Source organism: Mucilaginibacter terrae (genome assembly GCF_031951985.1).
Classification (GTDB): Bacteria; Bacteroidota; Bacteroidia; order Sphingobacteriales; family Sphingobacteriaceae; genus Mucilaginibacter; species Mucilaginibacter terrae_A.
In genome coordinates, this window is the sequence record NZ_JAVLVU010000001.1 from 3680062 (window position 1) to 3700332 (window position 20271).

Here is a 20271-nt window from a genome sequence, read left to right on the forward strand (position 1 = left end):
CTACATGCTTTAATAATGCTTGAAAAATTACTGCCTGCTGAAGAAGCAGATGTATGGTTTAAAAGTTAAAAATCGCCACAATCTAATTGTATTCTAATGTTTATTATAACGCCGGTTCAAAGATATTTTTATAACGTATGTGATGTATTTAAGTGTTTTTAGGGATTGATGTTGCAACATTAATATGTAAATTTTAATACAGGATAGTTGATTTTGATTGGATATTAGCCCTTATTTGTTATAAATAACCCATATAAAATTTGGCTATTGTTAATGTTTGTGTTAAATAATTACTGATATGATAATTTATTTGGCTTATTATTCGTGAATTTAACAAAATTAACAAATAAAGGACAGTGCAGGATGGTTTGTGCGCCTGAAGTAGATAATTTTAGTTCAGATAAAATAGTATACAGACCCGCTAATATCGTATACAATATTTTTATTGATTAAACCAATTAAAACTCAACGAATGAATAAACTTTTACAAGACCATTTCTTGACCGTACGTGTCCCCAATTATTTAATTAGTCAAACCGACAATTATTAATAACCGATAGGTTTATCTATCGGCCTTTAGCGTTTTAGCTCACCCATTTCCATCTAACATATTTAGATATAAGTATGATGTATAAATTATTGAAAAATTTATTGCTATTGTTATGCGTAAGCATAGTGTTTACAAGCTGTCGTAAGGAGGCTTTAGACAACTATTACGGCAGGCCCGAAAATTTAGGCCCACCCATTTATCAAACCCTCGAAAGTAAAGGCAACTTTAAATCTTTGCTTGCCGTAATTGATAAGTCGGGGTATAAAAATACCTTGAGCGCAGCCGGTTATTGGACACTTTTTGCTCCTAACGATGCTGCTTTTCAGAAGTATTTTACCGATAACAGTACCAGCCTTGATAAAATTGACGCGGAAACTGCCCGTAAAATTGTTACCTATTGTTTAGTATATAACGCATACCAAACCGACCACATTGCCGACTTTCAGTCAACCACGCAGCCAGTGGGATGGGTTCCAAACAACGCTTATAAACGTCGTACCGCATATTATGATAGTTATTATACAGGCAATGGCCCTGACGGAGCCTCGACAACGCTTTTGAGCAGCAATCGTAACGGTATCCTTTATTTGTTAGGCGATAACAATAATAAGTACATTCCATACTTTTATTCAACTTACATGGCTACACGCGGCCTAACCGAAGCTGACTATAAGTATTTCTTTCCTAACGCTACTTACAGTGGCTTTAATGTGGTTGATGCCCAGGTTACCAACCGTAATATTTTAGCCGAAAACGGGGTTATACATGAAATTGACCGTGTGCTGCTGCCGCTGCCAAGCCTCGAAGATCAAATAACCAAAAATGCCCAGTACAGCCTTTACAAGCGTATACTCGACCAGTTTATGGTTACTTATTTAACCAGCCCGGATTTGAATAACCGTTACAGGGTTAATACCGGCAAATCAAACAGTGTATATGTAAAGTTATATTCAAACCTGCTGGCATACTCGCCAAACAATGAGAACTTTTTGAAGGTGCAGGATAATGACGGTCAGGCTGAAGGATATACGCTGTTTGCACCAACCAATGATGTATTGTATAAATACTTGAATGATGTGGTGCTGGAATTCTTCAAATCCACCCCAACGCAGCAACTTACCAATGCGCAAATTGATGCGCTGGTAAATACCCTTCCTCCGGGTATTATTGCCGATTTGCTGAATGCTCATATGTTTCAGGCAACAGTATGGCCTTCAAAATTTGCAACCACCAATAACTTTTTAAACGAACCTGCCCGTTTCAGTTCAACTGCCGATATTGTGCAGAAGCAGTTTTGCAGCAACGGCGTGTTTTACGGAGCCACTAAGGTACAGGCTACCAACGTGTTCAGTACGGTATATGCCAGGGCTTACCTCGATCCTAACAACTACTCTATCATGACCTTGCTGCTTAACCAGGGTTTGCGTATTGCCTTAACTAATCCGGGTATACGTTACACCGTGTTTATGATGCCTGATGCTGCTTTAAAAGCAGCCGGTTATAATTATGATGCAACTACAACCACCTTCAGCTACACCTCCAACGGTGCTACAGTTAGCGGTAATGCCGTGCGCGACCAATTGATACGCATACTGCAATTATCAATAGTGCCTACCCAAAACAACGAACTTAATGACCTTTCGGGCAGTGGTATCATCGAAACCAATAACGGCGAGTATATTCGCTGGAATAACAATACCATATCATCGGGCGGCACAGTTGAATCCGGTACTACCTTAAATGTAGTTGGCTCAAAAGATTACTCAAACGGAAGGGTTTATTATCTGGGTAATAACGGCATCATAACCTACCCGGTAAAAACACTACCGCAGCAAATTGCAGTTAATGCGGCAACTACAACTTCGCCTTATTATAATTTTTACCGTTACCTGGTTAACTCACAAATTTACAATGCTAACACGCAAGATTTGACCGGTTTAACCCTCGGCGCTAACTATACGGTGTTTATACCAACCAATGAGGCTATAGTTCAAGCCGTAAGAGATGGGGTATTACCCGGCAACGCAGCCACAGGTGTGCCAAACTTTACGCCAACAGCAACCCTGGACAAGGACAATGTGGCCAGGTTTATTTACTATCATTTTTTAAGCGGTATTACTATTGCTCCTGATGGTAAAAAATCACCTAATGGTACGGCGCAGCCCACTTTGCTTAAAAATGCCAATGGCGATGTGGTTAATATTACCGTTATTAACCAGCCTAATAACCTGCGGGTTGTAGATGTAAACGGTAGGCAGGCTACTGTTTTGCCACCTAACAACGCAAGTAACTTTCCGGCAACCAGTAACTACCTGGGTACACGCACCCTGTTTCACCAAATTAATAATTATTTAAAATACATTTATTAACAACCGGCCTTACTCATGAGAAGAATTTATACTACTGTTTTTTATACGGTTTTTGCCTTATGCGTAGCTCTTGTTAACGCACATGCGCAAACAGCCGAAAAAATATTAATAAAGGGCCGGGTAACCGACTCGCGCGATAAGCTGCCCGTTGTAGGGGCCACCGTTGTTGAGCAGGATAAGGACGGTCGTACCATTAGCGGCCAGGCTACTGATATTGATGGTAACTTTGTTCTTAAAATAACCGATGTTACTCACAAATTAGTTATATCGACCATTGGCTATAAGCCACGTACACTGGAGATCGGCCCAAAACGCCAGTTTAACGTTGCGCTTGAATCAAGCGCCCGCGCATTAACCGATGTGGTGGTAACAGCCCGCCCGCCGGTTAATAACGGTACGGGTTTATTGATCGATAAACGCGACCAAACCACTTCGACCGTTACGCTGAATGCTAAAGACGTTGAAGAATTAGCCGCAACCAGTATTGACCAGGCTATTCAAGGCCGTTTACCGGGTGTAGACATAATATCGAACTCGCGGGCGATCCGGGCGCTGGTATGTCAATCAAAATTCGTGGTACCTCAACCTTGAATGGTAATACCAACCCATTGATCGTGGTTGATGGTGTGCCTTTTCAAACCACTGTACCTAATGATTTTAACTTCAGTACAGCAGACCAAAATCAGTATGCCGATCTGTTGAGCATTGCCCCATCAGATATTAAAGATATATCGATCTTGAAAGATGCAGCCGCTACAGCAGTTTGGGGTGCACAAGCAGCCAACGGTGTGTTAATTATTAACACCAAACGTGGCCAAAAAGGTGCGCCAACTATCAGCTATACTTTTAAAGGTACCTTATCAAGACAGCCAAGCGCCATCCCGCTGCTTACCGGCGACCAGTATTCAACCTTCATCCCTGAGATGTATATGAACGTAGCCGGTGTGCCGCTACCAACCAGTACCATTAAGGAATTTGCTTATGATCCGTTGGATAAATATTATTACAATAACTACAGCCAAAATACTAATTGGGTAAAAGCCATTACGCAAGACGGCTACTTAACCGATAATAACCTATCCATATCGGGTGGTGGCGATAAAGCCCGTTATTTTGCATCGGTAGGTTACAACGGCCAAACAGGTACTACCGTAGGTACAGGCTTTAAGCGTTTAAATACCCGCTTAAACTTAGATTACATTGTATCGAGCAAAATAAGGTTTACTACATTTATTTCGTACGCTCACAACGTAACCGATTATAACTACTCAAACGCAAGCAACGGCACCGGACCTGATGGTGTACGTAACATAGCTATGATACGCATGCCCAACATGAGTATATATGAGTATAATGATGCAGGTGTGCTTACGCCAAACTTCTTTTCGCCGTCGGCCAATATACAAGGGGCATATAACCCAACTGCAAGGGTACCTATTTACAACCCTTTAGCTATGGCTACTGCCGCGCAAAACACCTTAATTACCGATAGGGTTATACCGCACTTCAATTTAACATATAACATCATCCCTGAAGTACTTAACCTCAATGGCGACATCGTTTTTGATATTGCCAATGGTAAACAAAACCGCTTTTTGCCGCAAATTGCCACAGGCCGTCCGTTTACCGAAACTTCGGTAAACCGCGCCGGTAGCTCGGATTATGATACTTACTCGGTTGCCTCAAAAACCAACCTTATTTTTACCCCGCGTTTAAACGAAAAGCATGCTTTAACCGGCTTACTTTCAATTCAAACCAATGATAATAAATCGGTAACTCAATCGCAGTTAATTGCTGGTACAGCTTCACCTTATTTGCAAGATCCATCGGTACCCGGCCGTATCACTAATAGCGATCTGTCTATCGGCTCGGGCCTGGTGCAGCAGCGTTCGGTTGCAGCTTTATTAAACGCGCAATACAAGTTTTTAGACCGCTACATTGTAAACGTTGCGTTACGCGGCGAGGGTAGCTCAAACGTTGGTCCTGAGCGCCGTTACGGCCTCTTCCCTTCGGCATCGTTCCGATACCGTTTTTCGGGCGAAAAATTCATGAAAAAGTTTGAAAGCTTTTTGGATGAGTTTAGTTTCCGTGGCGGTATTGGCCGCAGTGGTAACCCGCCGCCTTCAAGGTTCCCTTATATTTATTATAACACTTTTGTAAGTACGCCAAATAGCTATTTAGGACAAACTGGTTTATACTCAAATAATATTCAGCTCGATAACCTGCGCTGGGAGCAATTAACAGGTTTAGATGCCGGTGTTAACATCATATTATTTAAACAGCGTTTAAACATTGACTTTGGTATATACCGTAACCGTACCCGCGATCTGTTTTCGCCCAACCTCGGTATATCTAGCGTGACAGGTTATGACGCGGTATCGCTTAATGTGGGAACCATGGATAACCAAGGATACGAACTGAGCATATTTACTACACCTGTAAAAACCAAGAACTGGATAGTTGATTTCAACTTTAACATTGCGCAAAACATCAATGCTGTAAGGTCAATATCGCCGTTCTATCAAACTTCTTCAGGTAACGTTTCGGTAAACGGGCAGTATTTGCAATTGCTGCAGGTTAACAACCCGTTGGGCTCTTTTTACGGCTACAAATTTTCAGGTGTTTATAAAGATGCCGATGCCACCATTGCCCGCGATGCCAATGGCAATAAAATTGTTAGCCCAAGCGGCCAGCCGGTGCAAATGCGCTTCAATTACCCGGCAACCGATTACCTGTTCCAACAGGGCGATGCCATGTACGAAGACATTAACCACGATGGTAACATCAACTATCAGGACGTAGTTTACCTGGGTAATGGTAGCCCTAAGTTTACCGGTGGTTTTGGCCCGAGCATAACTTTTAAAGGCAATCTTAAAATACAAGGTTTCTTCTCGTTCCGTACCGGCAGCCAGATCATCAACTATACCAAAATGATCACCACCAACATGGCTTCATTTAATAACCAAAGTACTGCCATATTAAGAAGATGGCGCACAAGCGGAGATGTAACCGATATGCCGCGTGCTTTATACAATACAGGTTATAACTGGTTAGGCTCATCAAGGTATATTGAGAGTGGCACGTTCCTGAGGTTCCGTTCGGTAACAGCGCGTTACACCTTTGATAAGAAGTTTGCAAACAAGATTAAGGCCAAAAACCTGAGCGCTTATGTAACCGCCGAAAACCTGATGACCTTTACCCGCTATACCGGGCAAGATCCCGAGGTATCGTTAAGAGGTACGGGCATATTCCAGTTGGCGCAGGATGATAGTGCTACGCCACCTTTAAAGATGTTCACTTTAGGTTTAACCGCATCATTTTAAATATTAAACTGCATAATAATGTTTAACAAGAATTTTTATAAAGCAATATTACTTACTGTAATGATGGTGTTGGTAACGGCAACCTCATGCAACAAGTACCTGGAGTTGCGTCCGCAGGATGGCATAACGCGCGATAAGTTCTGGCAAACCAAAGAACAATTATCATCGGCAGTGATAGCATTATACAATGCTATGGGCAATACTACAGCCAATTTTTTCATTTGGGGCGAATTACGTGCCGACATGGTAATACCCGGACTAAACTCACGACAGGATGATATTAACGTAGTAAATAATAATATTTTATCAACTAATAGTATAACCGATTGGGGCGAATTTTACAGGGTAATTAACCTTTGTAATACCGTGCTCGATTTTGGTCCGCAGGTTATCAGTCGCGATGCTACCTTAACGCAAACCCAGTTAAATGCTTATCTGGCCGAAGCGTTGACCATTCGCTCCATCATGTATTTTTACCTGGCACGTACCTTTGGCGATGTTCCGCTTAAATTAAACTCAACCTCATCTGACTCGGATCTGGGCCAGTTACCTAAAAACCCTCAGGCCGAGATATTGAACCGCATAGTTGCCGATTTGCAAACAGCCGAAGGCTATGCCGTAATAAGTTATGGTAACAATGCATATGATAAAGGGCGTGTTACCAAATATAGTGTAAACGCCCTGCAGGCCGATGTTTACCTGTGGATGGAGCGCTATGCTGATTGTATTACCGCGTGCGATAAAATTATAAGCACAGGTAAGTTTGCCCTGGTACCTACCGAAAGTGGTTGGTTTAACCGGTTGTTCGTGGCAGGTAACTCACAGGAAGCCATTTTTGAACTGCAGTTTGACAACCAGTTTTTAAACCCGTTCTATACTATGTTTTTGCTCCCGATCCGTTTTAAGGCTCCGGGCGATATTATTGACAACTTTTGGGGGCAGGATGATTTTGACCCTATCAACGTTAGAGACGTAAGGGGCATTGATGCCTCGGTACGCCAAAGCGATCAATTTATATACAAATACATAGGCTTATCTTCCAATTCAGTACGATCAGTTGACAACTCGTTTGCTCACTGGATATTTTACCGCTATGCAGATGTTTTATTAATGAAAGCTGAGGCCTGTGCCAACAGCAACCGCGGGCAGGAAACACTTGATATTGTAAGTCAGATACGTACACGCGCCAGGGCTCTGCCAAAGTCGGCACAGGTTAATCCACAACCGGGAGATGTAAGCGGGCTTAATGATTACGTTTTACAGGAGCGTGCTCTTGAGCTTGCTTACGAAGGCAAACGTTGGTACGATTTAATTCGCCACGCCAAGCGTAACAATTATGCACGTATAGACGTATTGCTAAATGCTGTAATTAAGGTAATTCCGCCGGAAGCCCAGCAGGCAGCGCTGAATAAATTGCGCGATAAGAACAACCACTATCTGCCAATAAACCAATACGAAATACAAACAAACCCTAACCTGATTCAAAACCCATTCTACAAATAGTTTTTGCACCAACAAAATGAAGACTGATATGAGAAAAATATTTGACCGGATGCCTGCAATACTGATGGTATTGGGCTTCACCGTAATGATTGGTTTTAATAGTTGTAAACGGGAAGCGCTTACTTACACAACCACAAGTACGGTAAACATGTATTCGTACATTAAACAAAACCCCGATTACTCGCTGTTTAAGCAAATAGTTGATAAAGCAGGTTATGCAAGTTACCTGGATGCTTATGGCGCATACACCTTGTTTGTATCAAACAATGCCGGTGTAAATGCATATTTAAAAGCCACCAATAAAGCCAGTGTTGATGCTATTGATGAAGCTACGGCAAAAAAAATAGTATCGGTAAGTATGCTGGCCGATACTTTGAATACCAATTATTTTAAAGATGGCAAACTGCGTACCCCAACACAATCGGGCCAATATATAATCACCGGCACCCGTAGTGTAAACGGAGTAACTTCAATTGTAATTAACAAGCAAGCTAACTTTGTTACCGGTAATATTAAAACCGGTAACGGTTTAATTCACATTATTGATAACGTGCTTTTCCCGGCCGAGCTTACTTTGGCACGTACGCTGGAAACAAATCCTAAGTACAGCATTTTTACTACTGCCTTAAAGGAAACCGGTTTTTATGATACCTTGAATGTATCGAGTAATGCCAATACCAACGTTTCGCGTAAATTTTTAACGCTCATAGCCGAAACCGACAGTGCCTTTAACGCAAACGGTATAGCCAACTACAATGCCTTAAAAACCCGTTATTCAAAAACAGGCGATCCTAAAAACCATGCCGACAGCCTTTGGTTATTTTGTGCATACCGTGTGTGGCCCGAATTAGCTTACTTGTCAGATATTGCAACATCTACTGCACATGCCACATTGGCCCCTCTTGAGGTTACTACAAGCGAGCTGGATGGCCAAACCGTACTGCTAAATAACGATACTTTTAATGGTGTATTAGAACCCGGAATTGCGCTTGATCGCCCTAATAGTGATATATCTGCCAGCAATGGCGTATTGCACCGCCCATTAGGTACTTACAGAATAAAAGTGCGTTTCCCAACACCGGTTTATTTCGATGTGGCTAATCAACCCGAAATCAGGCGTTCTGGTTTCTATCGTGTGCCAGGGCAATCAGGCAAAATATTCAACTACGCATCACTTAGCGAAGTTGTATTGGTGGGCGAATCGAGTGATAATAACAGGTTGGCGTATTCGACTACTGCTGCAAACCCCGGACCAGAGGAATATTTTTTTGGAAACGATTACGTAAATATAGGATTACGTTTCAGAACCGGAGCCAAAACAAGTAATACATCACAGGCAACATTTACCACGCCTGTAATTGTGAAGGGGCGCTATAAAATATGGATCGATTATAAAGTTGGTGGCGGTAGTCAAAGTATACCTGTTGCTTTTGACGGTGTTACCCTACCTAACATTTTAAATCCTGCTGATGCACTTATTTATGGTGAAACAGAGGCACAAGCTGAGTCGAGAGGATTTAAAAGCTATTCAGAATGGCCTATAGCCAACTTTACTAAGGCCCCGTCGCATGTTGGCCGTTTGGTTGGTATTGTTAACGTAGCTACCACTGCACGTCACACCGTAACCCTAACGGCTACAGCATGTACAGGTTGTGCAACACAGTTTGTGCTCGACGCCATTGAATTCAGGCCGGTTGACATGGATCAGTTAAGACCTAAGCTGGGCCGTAGCGGCGGGTTGATACCTTAATATGAAGGTGTATTAATACTTAATAAATCTGAATTATCTGAAAGAATGAAGAGTTTCAAAAATAAATATATGATAGCCTTACTGCTGATAACCATAGCATTAAGCGCTTGTAAAAAACAGTGGGACGAGCGTACCGAGGCTGTTGACCAGCAATTGGATAAGAACGTTGTACAGCAAATACAAGAGAACGGTAACCTGAGCACTTTCTCGGGTTACCTAACCAAATTGGGGTATGATAAATTACTGGCAGGTTCAAAAACCTATACCATTTGGGCGCCTACCAACCAGGCGCTGCAGGGTATTGACCCGGCCACGGTGAATGATACGGCCAAACTTAAAAAGTTTGTAAATAACCATATTGCAAGCCAGGTTTATTTAACTACTGCCCCTAAACCAACCATGCGTGTACGTACCCTGGGCGGTAAAAATGTAACTTTTACTTCAACTACTGTTGAAGATGCCCAGATTACTACTGCTAACCAGTATGTAAGTAATGGTGTGATACATGTCATTGATAAGGCAATTCCGCCTAAAATGAACATCTCTGAATACATCAGAAGTTTAAATGGCGTAGCCGATAAGCACAAGGCTTATATATTACGTAACGATACCAATTATGTTGATACCTCAAAAGCTACAGTACAAAGCTACGACCCTAAAACAGGTAAACCCATACTGGTGCCCGGTACAGGTTTAGTGAGCATTAACAAGTACTTTAACCGTGTAGCCAGCCTGGCTAACGAAGATAGTACCTATACGTACTTTGTATTAACCGATGCTGCTTACGATGCCGAACGAAACAAAGTGAGCAAATACTTTGCAACCGTGACCAACTCTGAGGATACTACCATGAATATTTTGGCTGGCTTTAATGTATTGAAAGATGCCGCCGTACGTGGAATGGTTCCGCAAACCGGATTAAATAATTTAGTGTCGGTAAATAATGTACCCGTGCCTGCAGCAGCAACAGCTGTTGTGCAAAGTTACAGTGCCAGCAACGGTATGGTGTATGTGGTAAACAGCCTGCCTTTTGATATTAAAAACAAGATAACAGAAATTGTTATACAGGGTGAGCAACCTAGTTTTTTTGCCCGTACCGATGCCCGCGGCAGTATGTTTTACCGCAGCCGCCGCGATAAGAATGGCCTGACGTTAAATGATATCATGATAGGCACCACCGCAACATTACCGGCTAACTTTTTTGCTGCCTATAAATTACCAAACCTATACACCTGCCAGTATAAAATAGTTGTGCGTGCTATAAATGATATAAGCTTTACTACCCCAACCGATATTGTTGAGAGCTTCAATTTTGGACAGATAACAGCACCAACGATCTCTGGCGGTACCATCGCACCCAACGATGTGGTGAAATTCCCGGCGCAGCGCATGGGGCCGGTTAGCTTTAACGGTGTACCTTTAGTTAATTGGGATGAAGTTACTTTACCAACGCCGGCAAACAAAAGTGCAACCAGTTTGCTCACGCCGCCTACCAATATTGCGGGTGGTAATCCTACCACAACAGCAACCGCAGCAAATACCATTAATTTAACCAATGGTAACTTAACTGTGCTTAAGCGTACATCAATTAATATGTATGTGATAGGTGCAAATGCTACAGCAGCCAACACAAATAACATCACATTCGATTACGTAAAACTGGTACCTATTATACAATAACTTCTCAACCTTAACTATGCAAAATTTTACTAAATCATTTAGTTTACTGCTCTTTATATGCCTTTTATGGGGCGTAAAAGCCAAAGCGCAGGAAACAGATAGCGTATCAGTACGGCTTGCAGATAGTATTGCACGTTACAAGGCCGATTCTATAAGCCGGGCTAAAGGGCCAAAAATAAGCGGTGTTATTAAAGATGCCGCAACTAAACGCCCTATATCGGGCATCAACATTGGTGTGCCTTTATATTCATCGGCCATTAGTGACGAGAACGGACGTTTTACCATTAGCTTGCCCAATGCCGATGTGGTTTTAAACATAAGCGGCCAGGGCTACCAGGAAAAGAAAGTTCCGGTTAAAGGCCGTCGTACATCATTGCCTGATATTTTCCTTTTTGAGGGTTCATACAGTTCGGTTTATGATGTTGCCCGAATGCCATTTGGTGCTGTTCCGCATGCGTATGTTTCAAACGCAGTATCATCGGTAAATACACAGGGTGCCTGGGATCCGGTGTCGCAGGAAACCCCGGATAGTTATTTACAGGGTAAAGTGGCCGGCTTAGATGTTATCCGCCGTTCGGGTACGCCAAATATTGGTGCTAACTTATTTTTACGTGGTTATAACTCCTTATATGGAGGTAACGCTCCGCTGGTGTTAGTTGATGGTATGATATATGATACTTATCGCTACGGCCGTTCATTAATAAGCGGACACATCCACAACCCGTTTGCTAACCTCGATTTACACGATGTAGATAACTATACAATTTTAAAGGATGCTTCGGCAGGTATGTATGGTACAAAAGGTGCCAATGGTGTAATTTTAATAACCACCAACAATAACCCCGATTTAGCTACCAAAATTGATTTTTCGGCATACAGTGCTTACAATTATATGCCAACAGGCAATAAATTGCCTATCATGCAAGCCGGTGATTATCGTACTTACTTGTCTGACTTGCTGCGTACCACCAACCTTACTTCGTCACAAATTTCGGCATTGCCTTACATGAACGATGACCCTTCGCAGGCTAATTATTATGTATACCATAACAATACCGACTGGCAAAAACGCGCATTTAAAAACGGCTTCAACCAAAACTATAACCTGCGTGTATCGGGTGGTGATGATATTGCCCGTTACGTATTATCATTAGGCTATGGAGGTAATAAAGGCATTACCCCAATGACCGATTTGAGCAAGTTTAACACTCGTTTCAACGCCGATTTAAATATCAGCCGAAACTTTACGGTAAAGGCAAACCTGTCATTTCAGTACAACGAGCAAAACCTGCGCGACCAGGGTTTATCGCCAAATACCAATCAATTGTACCTGGGCTTAATTAAATCGCCATTACTCCGTACCAATGATGTAAATGCGCAGGGTATCGAATCGCCTAACCTGGCCGATACTGATATATTTGGCATCAGTAACCCTGCCGCTATTATAGCAAATTCAATAGGCCGTAACCGCAACTATCGCTTTTTTGGTAACCTTGTTTTCAGGTACCAGTTTAGCCGCAGCTTTGCTGCCCAAACCCTCATTGGCGTAACTACCGATAAGGTGCGCGAGAATACGTTTATGCCACGCGCCGGTGTTGCTAATGATACTACTGCTACTGTTGTTATTGATAGTCGCCTGGGTAGTCAAACCCAGCGTTTGTATAGCTTGTATAACGATACTTACCTATCGTACAACCGCACCTTTAACCGCGTACATACTTTGGGAGTTTACCTGGGTACAAGATTTACACACTTTACCTCGCAGTATAACGTTAACGGCAGCTACAACTCGGCTATCGATCAGCTGATTACCGTGAGTAACGGTTTGGCTACAACCCGTATGGTAGGCGGCGATATTGGTAAATACCGCTGGATGAACAATTATTTGAGTGCCAACTACCAATTATATAACAAATACATATTTGGCTTTAACTTAACCGCCGATGCGTCTTCGCGCTTTGGCTCACAGGCCGACGGTGTATCGTTAGGCGGTGTTAAAATGGCTGTATTACCATCGGCGTCGGCTGCATGGGTTATGTCGTCTGAAAAATTCATGGCCAACATCAACTTTATCGAATTACTTAAACTTCGCGCCAGCTACGGTTTAACCGGTAACGATAATATTGGTAACTACGCTTCTCGTCAGTATTATGTATCGCAAAACTTATTAGGCCTGCAAGGTTTGGTAAGGGCTAACTTTGGCAACCCTATGCTGCAATGGGAAATTGGTAAAAAGCTCGATATTGGTATCGATGCGGCCTTCTTTCAGGAGCGTTTGAGCATCACTGCTGATTACTTCAGAAACACTACCACCAAAATGATAACCCAGGAGCCCGTTGCTGCCGCAGGTGGTTTGGCTTATGCCGTTACCAACAATAGCGGTATGCGTACCAACGGTTTCGAGTTGTCGGTTAATGGCCGTGTAATCAGTCAGCCTAATTTTAAATGGGATTTAGGCTTTAATATAGCAGCTTACCGCAATAAAATAACCAGCTTGCCTGCTACCATGAAAACCCAGTACGCCGGTGCAACTATCCTAACCGAGGTTGGCCGCCCTGCAGGTGTATTTTACGGTTACAAAACAAATGGTGTATATACCACCAGTACCGAGGCCTCAACAGCCGGTTTATCATACCGCAACTCACAGGGTAGCTTAGTTCCGCTTCAAGGTGGCGATATGCGCTTTGTTGATGTAAATGGTGATAAGATTATAGACGCGCAGGATATGCAGGTAATAGGCAACCCTAACCCCGATTTTGTGGGTGGTATAAGTACCGGCATAGTTTACAAACGCTTTACTGTAAGTGCTTTGTTTACCTTTAGCAAGGGCAACCAGTTGTACAACTATACCCGTCGTCAAATTGAGTCGCAAAGCAACTACAACAACCAGTCGCTGGCCATTAACAACAGGTGGCGTGCCGATGGGCAGGTTACCTCAACCCCGCGTGCATCCTTTGGCGACCCAAGCGGAAACTCAAGTTTCTCTGACCGCTGGATCGAAGACGGATCATATTTTCGCCTGCGTACTTTAACCGTAAATTACGACGTAAACCTTAAAAAATTGAAGTTTCCTAAATATGTAAAAATTTATGCTACAGGTAACAACCTGGTAACCTTTACCAAGTATTTAGGCTACGATCCGGAGTTTGCAGCGAGCGAAAACCTGCTGTTGCGTGGTATTGATACTACGCTTGAGCCTCAGTTCAGAACGGTACAATTAGGAGTGCGTATAGGTATATAGTTAAGTTGACTAATCATATTATGAAAAGAAATTCATACAAATTTTTATATAAGGTTTTACTGGCGGGCGCATTAATGTCCTCTTTCTCGTGCCAAAAGCTCATGGACGTTAAGCCCGAAGATCAGGTTGATATTGCCAATCATTATCAAACCATTTACGATGCCAATGCAGCCGTAATTGGTATATACGGCCAGTTGCAGGGCATTGCCGACCGTTACATTGTGCTTAACGAGCTACGTGCCGATTTGATGAGCCCAACCGCAAATGCCGATCAGTATTTGAGGCAGTTAAACACGTTTAGCGTAACGCCTGACAACCCTTGGGCCGACCCTAAGCCATTCTATAAGATCATTTTAAACTGTAATGATGCCTTGAAGAATTTCGACATCATGCTGGCATCATCCAAATTAACCCAGGCTGATTACAATGAACGTTATGCCGATGTAAATGCTATGCGTTGCTTTTTATACCTGCAACTGGGTATGCACTGGGGCAGCGTACCTTACGTGACCGATCCGCTGGAAACAGTTGATGCATTAAAGGATGCCAACAAGTTCCCTAAGATCAGCTTTAATGATCTGCTGGATAAACTCATTGCTTCAATGGTAAGCCGTAGCTTGCAAGACTATTCAAGCACTAATATCACAGGATCAACCAGTACTTCTTTGAATACCACAGTTGATGGGTACCCTACCAACCTGTTTTTTGTAAACAAACGATGCTTACTGGCCGATTTATACCTGTGGAAAGGAAATTATAATGCTGCAGCAACGCTATACCGTTACGTTTCTGACACTGGTTATCGGAATATTGCAGGTGCAGGTGATGCCGGCTATTGGCAGTACAAGGCTAACTGGGGTGTATTCCTTATTACTTATAACCGTGCTGGCGACGAAAGCTCATTTTTAGACGATAATACCAATAAAAGTGGCTGGCGGGCAATATTTGGTAATCCTGTACAAGGTACCGATACAGGGTCGGAGTGGATATGGACCATACCTTTTGACCGTAATTTTGCACCGGTTAATCCGTTTATCGATTTGTTTTCGAATCAGGGCGGGCGCTATTTGCTAACCTCATCAAAACTTGCCTTAAATACCTGGGCTACACAAACACAGGCCAATGGTTTTGTTGGCGATGCTCGTGCAAAAATTTCGGTCAGAACTATAAATGGACAGCCGGTAATTGCAAAGCCGTTATATTATTATTTAAATGAAAGTACGCTAATACCCACAAACGTGTTGCAAAGGCAAGGCCGCTGGCTGCTATACCGTGGAAGTGCCTTAAACCTGCGCTTTGCCGAGGCCGCCTGCCGTGATAACCAGGTTAAAGTAGCTTATGCTTTAACTAATGTGGGCGTAAAAGGAGTTTACAATGGCGTGTTTCCGGGTACAGGCACCGTACCTTCAGATGTTACTAACATTATGCAAACAATGGCGCCAGCCCCATATGATATGGATGCCCGCGAAGGACAGGTACCTTACTATCGTAGCCCATGGTACCGTCAAATTGGTACCCGTACCCGCGCTAATATGCCTAACCTGCCGGCTACTTTGTTCCAAAATAATGATGTAACTGGTATGGAAAACGCTATTGTTGATGAAGATGCCGCCGAACTTGCTTTTGAAGGCTACCGTTGGGGCGATCTGTTGCGCATATCGTTACGCCGTAATGATATGAGCTTTTTGGCCGACAAAGTGTACAATAAATTAGTAAGCGAAGGCAACGCTTCGGCATCAACTGCCCGTGCCAAGATCATGAGCACAAACGGAGCTTATTTGCCGTTTAATTTATAAGACTAAAACAGGCAGTTTCTCAAAATAGAAACTGCCTGTTTTTTTTATCTCTCTTTTTCATTTTACCCCTATCTCATTTTAAGCAATTGATTTTTGTGTTTAACCAACGCAGAGGAAGCCGAAAATCTTAAACAGAGTAGGCGATCAATTATAAACCTATATTAGTTATGAAAAAGTTTTTAGTGCTATCATTTTTAATGGTGTTGTTTGCGTGTGCAGTAAGTTTTGCGCAAACAACAACCACAAGCCAGTGGACAACAAACGGGTATCATCGTGTACAGCCTAATTTTTCGTCCTACCTTAATTCGGCCGGCGATTTGGTGGTTGATATGGGAGCATCGGTTGATATCTTTACCAATCCCTTGCCGCCGGGAGTTACCATTACCCGCATTGCCGTAAACATTCTTAACGACTCGAACCACGAATTGCCAACCGGAGGATACACCTATGATTTTTATAACGAAGGTACCAGCGGCACTGTGTGGTTAAACGCTGTATTTACCGAATCGTTGTTTTACCGCACCCAGTACGAATTTTTGGTTGATTACTCTGATAATACTTATGAGAGCTACTCTATCCTTGTTCAAAGATAATTACACCTGTTAAGGTGTATACAGAAAAGCTACTCAACAATGTGCAGCTTTTCTGTAAATATGAGTTTGATTGAAGTTGCAGGCACGATTTTTTAGTATAATAATATGGCTTAATGCCATGGTTTAATCATATTGTAAATGCATGTTTTCGGTACAAATTATAAAATGCGTAATTTTGTAGCTATGAAATTGCCCATTGTAGCTTACGGCGACCCTGTTTTAAGAAAAAAAGCCACCGATTTTGCTCCCAAAGAAATTGCGGGATTAAAGCAATTGGTTGCCGATATGTACGAAACCATGTATAACGCCCGTGGTGTTGGGTTAGCCGCTCCGCAGGTTGGCCTGTCAAAACGTTTATTTGTAATTGATGCCACCCCGTTTGATGATGAAGAGCCCGAACTGAAAGATTTCAAAAAAGCATTTATTAACCCGCAAATACTGGAAGAAACAGGAGAGGAGTGGCCTTTTAATGAAGGCTGCCTGAGCATACCTGATGTGCGCGAAGATGTATATCGCCAGCCAGAAGTGCGCATGAGCTACTATGATGAAGACATGAAACCGCACGAAGAAACCTTTAAAGGCATGGCTGCACGTATCATTCAACACGAGTACGATCATATTGAAGGCAAATTGTTTACCGACAAGTTGAGCCCGCTGCGTAAACGCCTGTTAGAAAAACGCCTCAATGATATATCAAAAGGTGTTGTTAAGGTTGATTATAAAATGAAATTCCCTGCTGCCAAAAAAGGCAGATAATTCACATATAAAGTATTATACCCAAAGACACGATTATCGTGTCTTTTTTTTGTGATAATAAATACGTTATTACTGCGAGGCAGAGAGGATAAGATGTGTGTGACGCAATCTCTGAATTTTGTATAGCAGATATAAGTAGAAAAATTTATAAAGTGTTGTCATTGCGAGCGATAGCGTGGCAATATCTTCATGCAAAGTTGAAACGCGAGGAGATTGCCACGTCGCCCCATCACACACCTCCTCACCCGCTTCTCGCAATGACACGGGTTATAGAATTTGAAGCACAAAAAGCCTAACTCTGTCTCAAATTAACACTTAAAATTAAGCGATTGATCATTCACTTTTCGCAGACTGTGCCTGCCCATCTTTAACACCTTCCACAAAACCCTGCTTTACATCTTTCCAGTTTTTAATTATTACAATCAGCAGCACTATGAGTATGGCTGCTATCACTCTTTTTATAGTAATTCCATTGTGCATAAGGCAGTGTATTTGGTAATAGGCAATTTACGAAAATTAATTAAGCAACCGATGGTTGTAAGCCTAAGCCGGGTTCATTGGTTAAAACCCATTTACCGTTTTGTATTAATGGCGTTGCGTACGGGTTGTTACTGGTGAGCAAAGGCCCGTCAAGGTCGGCCCAGTTGCATTGCGGGGCAAGGGCGGCGGCGGCAAGGGTTGCGCAACTGGTTTCGCTCATGCAGCCTATCAGCACTTTTAAATCCAGCTCGCGTGCTTTATCTATCATCAGTTTAGCCTCATACATTCCGGCCGATTTCATGAGCTTTAAATTAATGCCATGATATATGCCTTTGGCCCGTTCCACATCAGGCAGGCGCTGCACCGCTTCATCGCCAATAATAGGGATGGGGCTGCGTTGCGTTAACCAGGCATTGCTATCTGAATCGGTTTTGGCAAATGGCTGCTCAATCAATTGCACGCCCTGTTCATGCAGCCAGTATACCATATCAAGACTTTTTTCGAGGCCGGTCCAGCCCTGGTTGGCATCTACATACAGCGGCACATTAGTTACTGAGCGTACAGTTTCAATCAACATTTTATCGGCCTCTCCGCTTAGCTTTACTTTAATAACTTTCATGCCGGCAGCTTCCTTGGCTTTTTGTATTACCACTTCGGGGGTATCAATACCAAGGGTAATACTGGTAAGGGGCATATGGCCTGGTTGGCTGCCAAGGAGCTGCCAGCAGGGCTTATGCATTAGTTTGCCTTCTAAATCGTGCAGGGCAATATCAATAGCGGCTTTGACAGCAGGATTACCAGAGGCAAGGCTATCCAGGTAAGCCATAATCTCCCCATAGTTAAACGGAAAGCTAAACCTGTTTACCTCAACTTTTTGCAGGAACTCCGTTGCTGTTTGTGTACTCTCGCCCAAATACGGAACCATCGATGCTTCGCCATAGCCCTTTTGTCCTTCGTGCTCAATTTGTACCAGCATAAGCGGCGTAGAAGTGCGTGAAAACTTAGCAATGGTAAAGCGGTGTTTCAGGATCAGTTCGAAAGGAGCGTAAGTGAGTTTCATGTAAGCCTAAACTAATCATTTTACAATTCATCCATATAATAAAACGGTGGGTTTGGGCAAGGTATTTATCTTTGCGGCATGTCGGCAATTTTGTATAACCCGTTCGAGCGCTTTAATTTCAGCAATCGTAACTGTTTTTTAACCGGGCAAACCCTAACATCCGAAGAGGAAAAGATTCAGGTTTTCCCGGCCTGGCTTATGAGCCGTTATGGTTTAGAAGACAAGGTAATTAAGCTGTTAGACGAAAGCTATGTGGGTTATAAAGATTTGAAAGTTCCATGCACTGCAGCAGTTAATGAGCAATACATAGCGCCGCTCGAAACTGAAATTGAGGCTGCCTTTACCCAGGGCTACGATGTCGTAAAGGAGTTAGAACCGCTTAAACTGTTTCAGTGGGCGGGTAAGTTATTGTATGGTATAATATTTAATGAGCTGCAGGCCGGTATTAAACAGCAGCATGCGCAGGGCGAAGCGTTCAACGTTTCGGAGGGTTTACAGCATAAGTTTAGCCACCTGCATTTAATGCTGCAAAGCCTTAACCAGCCCATCATATTTGACGAGTTTACGCCATACAGCCTGTTTTTGTTTAAGGTTGATAACCCCGAAAACGAGTTTGCGTACCGCGACGAAATTAACACCCTCACGTTCTCGTTACGTATTCAGGATTTTGGATTGATCATTTGTTTGCAGGATAACGGCGCTAACCGCCGCTACCACCAGGAACTGTTTGAAAAATTAGGCAACGATACGCTGCACCCCATTCAGTTTGAAGAAATTAACGCGAAAGTATTTTATTCGGCTTTTTTATTTAACCGTTTGCCCGAGTATGATATTATGCCCGTTGGCGATGAAATATACATTGAAGCCAACGCCCTGCGCGGCACCAGCGGCCGCCCGGTGTTTGACGAATGGCAAAATAAAACTTACGGCCAGGTGCTCGAAAACTTCTGGAAACGCTGGGGCTTTATCCTCCTCGAAATTATCAAAGACCCGGAACACCCCATGAGTTTTTTGTTTACTAAAGACGGGTATAAGATAGGTGCGGAGGCTTGCCCGTCAGAGAAGTTGTTGTAAAAACAAAAATACCTTGTCATTGCGAGGTACGAAGCAATCTCCGGCAGAAAAGCTGACGACTTTACAAGAGGAGATTGCCACTCCGCCTAAGGCGGA

The 20271-nt window shown here is 42.9% G+C and carries 13 protein-coding genes; 11 read left to right on the plus strand and 2 right to left on the minus strand.

The genetic code is table 11. The annotated features are described in order from the left end of the window. Positions 1-675: 675 nt before the first annotated feature. From QE417_RS15655 to def, 10 genes are all read left to right on the plus strand, one after another. Positions 676-2919: a fasciclin domain-containing protein gene (locus tag QE417_RS15655; RefSeq protein ID WP_311951403.1), complete on the plus strand. Its 2244-nt coding sequence runs from the start codon at positions 676-678 to the stop codon at positions 2917-2919. Between the two features lie 15 nt (positions 2920-2934). Continuing rightward, positions 2935-3510 (plus strand): carboxypeptidase-like regulatory domain-containing protein, encoded by a 576-nt coding sequence (locus QE417_RS15660; protein WP_311951404.1) that lies wholly within the window; start codon positions 2935-2937, stop codon positions 3508-3510. Beyond that, positions 3477-6242 (plus strand): SusC/RagA family TonB-linked outer membrane protein, encoded by a 2766-nt coding sequence (locus QE417_RS15665; RefSeq protein WP_311951405.1) that lies wholly within the window; start codon positions 3477-3479, stop codon positions 6240-6242. Before QE417_RS15660 ends, QE417_RS15665 begins: the two co-directional genes overlap by 34 nt. Before the next feature lie 18 nt (positions 6243-6260). Further along, positions 6261-7745, plus strand: a complete 1485-nt coding sequence (locus QE417_RS15670; protein ID WP_311951406.1) for a RagB/SusD family nutrient uptake outer membrane protein — start codon at positions 6261-6263, stop codon at positions 7743-7745. 28 nt (positions 7746-7773) lie between these two features. Continuing rightward, entirely contained in the window at positions 7774-9495 is a 1722-nt protein-coding gene (locus QE417_RS15675; protein WP_311951407.1) for a fasciclin domain-containing protein, read from the plus strand. Positions 9496-9540: 45 nt separating this feature from the next. After that, a complete protein-coding gene (locus tag QE417_RS15680) occupies positions 9541-11175 on the plus strand; it encodes a fasciclin domain-containing protein (RefSeq protein WP_311951408.1) in 1635 nt (544 codons plus the stop codon). A gap of 16 nt (positions 11176-11191) precedes the next feature. Continuing rightward, positions 11192-14416 carry a SusC/RagA family TonB-linked outer membrane protein gene (locus tag QE417_RS15685; protein ID WP_311951409.1) on the plus strand — a complete coding sequence of 1075 codons (3225 nt, stop codon included), beginning with the start codon at positions 11192-11194 and terminating at the stop codon, positions 14414-14416. Positions 14417-14436: 20 nt separating this feature from the next. Beyond that, positions 14437-16212, plus strand: coding sequence for a RagB/SusD family nutrient uptake outer membrane protein (locus QE417_RS15690; protein WP_311951410.1), 1776 nt, complete (start codon positions 14437-14439; stop codon positions 16210-16212). A gap of 167 nt (positions 16213-16379) precedes the next feature. Beyond that, on the plus strand, positions 16380-16805 hold the full coding sequence (locus QE417_RS15695; protein WP_311951411.1) for a hypothetical protein: 426 nt from the start codon (positions 16380-16382) through the stop codon (positions 16803-16805). Positions 16806-16988: 183 nt separating this feature from the next. Beyond that, positions 16989-17561, plus strand: a complete 573-nt coding sequence (gene def / locus QE417_RS15700; RefSeq protein ID WP_311954675.1) for a peptide deformylase — start codon at positions 16989-16991, stop codon at positions 17559-17561. Positions 17562-17894: 333 nt separating this feature from the next. Here the strand turns inward: def and QE417_RS15705 are convergent, their stop codons facing one another. Both QE417_RS15705 and QE417_RS15710 read right to left on the minus strand, forming a co-directional pair. After that, positions 17895-18041, minus strand: a complete 147-nt coding sequence (locus QE417_RS15705) for a hypothetical protein (protein ID WP_311951412.1) — start codon at positions 18039-18041, stop codon at positions 17895-17897. A gap of 40 nt (positions 18042-18081) precedes the next feature. Beyond that, on the minus strand, positions 18082-19101 hold the full coding sequence (locus tag QE417_RS15710; protein ID WP_311951413.1) for a dipeptide epimerase: 1020 nt from the start codon (positions 19099-19101) through the stop codon (positions 18082-18084). Positions 19102-19179: 78 nt separating this feature from the next. Here QE417_RS15710 and QE417_RS15715 point away from each other — a divergent pair, with 78 nt between their 5' ends. Continuing rightward, positions 19180-20175 carry a hypothetical protein gene (locus QE417_RS15715; RefSeq protein ID WP_311951414.1) on the plus strand — a complete coding sequence of 332 codons (996 nt, stop codon included), beginning with the start codon at positions 19180-19182 and terminating at the stop codon, positions 20173-20175. Positions 20176-20271: the final 96 nt, after the last annotated feature.